2 protein-coding genes are annotated in these 4,919 nt (G+C 39.7%); both read left to right on the forward strand.

What is annotated here, in order from left to right:
• Window positions 1-4,210 (forward strand): non-ribosomal peptide synthetase (locus tag PX484_RS07735; protein WP_288103364.1); only part of this gene is annotated, 4,210 nt, incomplete at its 5' end.
• A gap of 277 nt (window positions 4,211-4,487) precedes the next feature.
• Window positions 4,488-4,919 (forward strand): hypothetical protein (locus tag PX484_RS07740; RefSeq protein WP_288103366.1); only part of this gene is annotated, 432 nt, incomplete at its 3' end.

Here is a 4,919-nt window from a genome sequence, read left to right on the forward strand (position 1 = left end):
ACTATGGCTGGAAGGCGAAAAACTTCGTTTTCAGGCTCCCAAAGGGGTTATGACCCCAGAAATTAAAGAAGAAATCGCCGCCAAAAAACCTGAAATTTTGGACTTTTTAAGAGCGGCAAAAATCCCAACTAATACTGTTGAGTTAGAGATTATTCCTGTGTCACGGGATCAGGATTTACCCCTCTCTTTTGCTCAACAACGACTCTGGTTTCTGCAGCAACTTTCTCCCGATAGTCATTCCTATAATCTGTTGGACGCTTTACGGTTAGAAGGAAACCTCAATCTATTAGCTTTAGAACAAAGTCTCAGTGAACTGATTCGCCGTCATGAAATTTTAAGAACCACTTTTCCTATGGTAGAAGGGCAACCAATTCAGCGCATTGCTCCCCCTTCAACCGTAAGTTTACCCCTGGAAGATTTACAAGGTTTATCAAAGAATGAACAAACAGAACATCTGCAAGAAATAGCGATTGCTTTCTCCTTAAAACCCTTTAATCTAGCCAAGGAATCATTAGTCCAATTTAAGTTACTTAAACTGGGTTTTCAAGAGTATGTATTGCTGTTGAAGATGCACCATATTATTTACGATGGTTGGTCTTTGAGCATCTTCTTTGATGAATTATCTCAACTTTATGCGGCCTTTGTCCGGGGGTTGCCTTCCCCTCTCCCTGAATTATCGATTCAATACGCCGATTTTGCCGTATGGCAACGTCAATGGCTCACCGGTGAAGTCTTAGAACGTCAACTTAATTACTGGCAAAAACAGTTACAAGATGCACCTACTATTTTAGAATTGCCGACGGATTATCCCCGTCCTCCAATTCCTAGTTTCCGGGGTGATGGGCAGGTTTTTCGCCTGAATCAAGACTTAACGCAACGCCTCAAAAGGTTAAGTCAGGAGTCAGGAGCAACACTATTTATGACTTTACTGGCGGCTTTTTTTGTCCTAATTTCTCGTTATAGTGGTCAATTAGATGTTTTGGTAGGTTCTCCCATCGCTAATCGTAATAGTTCGGCAATTGAGAAATTAATGGGCTTTTTTGCCAATACTTTGGCTTTAAGGGGTGATATGTCGGGAAATCCGAGTTTTCTGGAGTTATTAGAACGAGTAAAGCAAACAACTTTATCAGCTTATGCTCATCAAGATTTGCCTTTTGAAATGTTAGTAGAAAAATTACAATTAAACCGAGATTTAAGTCACAATCCTTTGATACAGGTGATGTTCTCACTGCAAAATACTCCCCAATCTGAGGCCAGTTTATCTGGCTTAAAGATGGAGAGTTTGCCTTTATCTGTTGAGCTTAAAGCGCGATTTGATTTAGAGGTAAATTTTTGGGAAGTTTCTGATCGTTTAGAAGCGGTTTGGTGTTATAGTACGGATTTGTTTGATGCCCCCACCATTAACCAAATGGGTCAACATTTTCAGAATCTCTTAACTGCGATTGCAGCTAATCCCAATATGGGAATTTTTGAGTTATCGATGTTAAGTGATGAAGAACGTTATCAATTGTTATCATTGTGGAACGAAACTCACACAGATTATCCCTCTGATAAATGTATTCATCAGTTATTTGAAGAACAGGTAAAACGCACACCCGACGCGGTAGCAGTGGTATGTTCAGCTCAACAATTAACCTACAATGAATTAAATTGTCGTGCTAATCAATTAGCTCATTATCTGCAAAAATTAGGAGTAAAACCAGAGGAATTAGTGGGGATTTGTCTAGAGCGTTCTTTAGACATGATTGTGGGATTATTGGCTATTCTTAAAGTCGGTGGAGCTTATGTTCCTATTGACCCAGATTATCCCCAAGAACGCATTAGCTTTATGCTCCAAGATACCCAAGTTAAAATACTGTTAACCTGCGAATCTTTACAGAATTTCTTGCCAAATCATCAGGCTATTGTTGTCTGTTTAGACAAAGATTGGCAACAAATTAATCAGGCAAGTCAGGAAAATCTTAACAGCACAGTTTCTGCGGATAATTTAGCCTACGTTATTTATACTTCTGGTTCTACAGGAATACCCAAGGGTGTTATCGTCACTCATCAAGCAGTTAATCGACTGGTATTAAATACTAATTACATCCAGTTTACTCCTGATGACCGCGTTGTTCAAGCGTCTAATATTGCTTTTGATGCCGCTACTTTTGAAATTTGGGGGGCTTTACTTAACGGTGCTAAGATTATTATTATCGCTAAATCAGTTTTGCTCTCACCCCAAGAATTGGCACTAAGCTTAAAGGAAAATCGGATTAGTGTCTTATTTTTAACCACAGCACTTTTTAATCAGTTAGCCAATTTAGTTCCCCAAGCTTTTAGTAACTTACGCTGCTTACTATTTGGGGGTGAAGCAGTTGAACCAAAATGGGTACAAGAGGTACTAGAAAAAGGTGCGCCGCAACGGTTGCTTCATGTCTATGGGCCAACGGAAAATACAACGTTTTCTTCCTGGTATTTAGTGGAAAACGTAGCTTCTACAGCCACAACTATTCCCATTGGTAAAGCGATTGCCAATACCCAAATCTATTTGCTGGATAAAAATCTCCAACCTGTCCCGATTGGTGTAGTAGGAGAATTACATATTGCTGGTGCAGGATTAGCCAAAGGTTATCTTAACCGTCCCGAATTAACCCAAGAAAAATTTATTCCTAATCCTTTTGAGAAGGATGAAGTGATCCCCCCAACCCCCCTTAATAAGGGGGGCAATGAGCCGTCAAAATTATATAAAACGGGAGACTTGGCCCGTTATTTACCCGATGGTAATATTGAATATGTAGGACGGATTGACAATCAAGTAAAAATTCGCGGCTTCCGTATTGAATTGGGAGAAATTGAGGCTGTACTTAGTCAAAATCAGGCGGTACAGTCTTCTTGTGTGATTGTTCGTGAAGACAATCCGGGGGAAAAACAATTAGTTGCCTATATTGTACCTAAGCTAGGAGTAAAGCTAACAAGTGGCGATTTGCGTCAATTTCTTAGCCATAAATTGCCCGGTTATATGGTTCCTGGTGCGTTTGTGCTGCTGGAGTTTTTCCCTTTAACAGCTAACGGAAAAATTGATCGCCGTGCGTTAAAAGCTCCTAGTAACCCCAGTGATTCAGACAGATTTATTGAAGCGCGTAATCAGTTAGAATTAAGCCTAGTACAAATTTGGTCAAAAGTGCTAAAAATTGACAAAGTTAGCGTGCAGGATAACTTTTTTGATCTCGGTGGTCATTCCCTGTTGGCTCCTTATTTAATAACTCAAATTAAGGAACAGTTGGGCGAAGAAATTGCCGTAACAACACTGTTTCAAAACCCAACTATTGAACAGTTAGCGACTATTATTAAAACCGGTTTAGATCCATCTAATCAGTCTTATTTTGTTCCCATTCAACCTCATGGTTCAAAGCCGCCTTTCTTCTGTGTCCCTGGGGCCGGGGGACGACCATTTTATTTTTACCATTTAGGACGTTATTTAGGAAAAGATCAACCTTTCTACAGTTTTGAAAATGATCTCTATCAACAGTTTGGAGAAATCACTCGCATTGAGGATATAGCCAGTATTTATCTTAAAGCCATGCAGGATTTACAACCCCAAGGACCCTACTTTTTGGGAGGACATTCCTACGGTGGTAATGTGGCTTTTGAAATGGCTCAACAGTTGGTTAATCAGGGTGAACAAGTGGCATTACTAGCAATCATTGATTCTTCAGCACCCACTTATAAAGACAAACAAATTTTGCTTGATTATATTAATTGGGATCATGCGCGGTGGTTAGCCGAAGTCAGCAAAGGTATCGAAGTTTATTTAGATAAAACCATCGATATTTCCTATGAAACTCTTCAACTCTTAACAGTGGAGGAACAATTAAAATACGCCTTAAACTTTTTTAAACTGGCTAATATGCTTCCTCCCAATGCGGAAACTAGGCAGCTTGCAAAAATTGTCCAAGCCTATAAAACTAGCTGTTTATGCCTGATTGATTATCTCCCTAAACAGACTTATCCTGGTAAAATTACGATTATACGGGCCAGTGAGGAATTATCTGATGATCCAAATAAAGATTTAATAGCTGGAGATTGCGAGGATTCCTCTTTAGGCTGGAGTGAATTTTCTACAGAGCCAGTTGAGATTCATTTCGTCCTAGGAAATCATGTCTCGATTATGGTGGAACCCCATGTCCAGATTTTAGCCGAAGAGTTAAAAGTTTGCCTTGAGATTTGATACCAAATCCGTTTTTAAGACTATGGTTAACTGCCAATTCAACTTTAAAAACTCAGTTATCAATTTTTTCTCCCCAATCTCATCTATCTTTTAAACAGGATTTAATCTAAGAACTGACGATTTTCTACAAGTTGTGTGAACGGTAAGACTAATGTAAAATGCTGCAAGGCATCTGATTGCTAGACAGCCAATTTGTATTCTTTTGCCTTACCATGGATTTTATATGACTGAAATCCCGACCAACCAATCCAACTTAGTGATTTTAGGAGTCTCATCAATGACGGAAACTACTGAAACGGCCATTCCCAATGATTTTCTCGGAATTAATCCCACAGACATCAACAAAAAACTTGTCTCCTGGGGAATTTCTCTCGATGAAGTTGTTCAAAAACTTGCATCTCTAGGACTCCCCGGCATTATTTTCATTATTGCTGTTGCCGCATCCGGTGGTACTGCCTATCCGATGATTTACGCACTTTTTGGGTTAGGCGGTCCGCTGGGACTAATTGGTGGACTTGGGGTCTTAGGCATCTCTACCATTATTGGCGACATTGTTACGCGTTATGGCATTGAGGCACTGCTTAAAACGGTCTATCTCAAACGTCGTGAAACAGAAACTCAAGAATATCTCATCAATGAGGTGGAAGGTTTGCCAATTTCTCAAGTTCTAAAACTTAACCTGAAAAAGGCTATTGAAGTAGAAATTGCT

This window comes from Microcystis sp. M49636_WE2, assembly GCF_030065375.1.
GTDB classification, from domain to species: domain Bacteria; phylum Cyanobacteriota; class Cyanobacteriia; order Cyanobacteriales; family Microcystaceae; genus Microcystis; species Microcystis aeruginosa_C.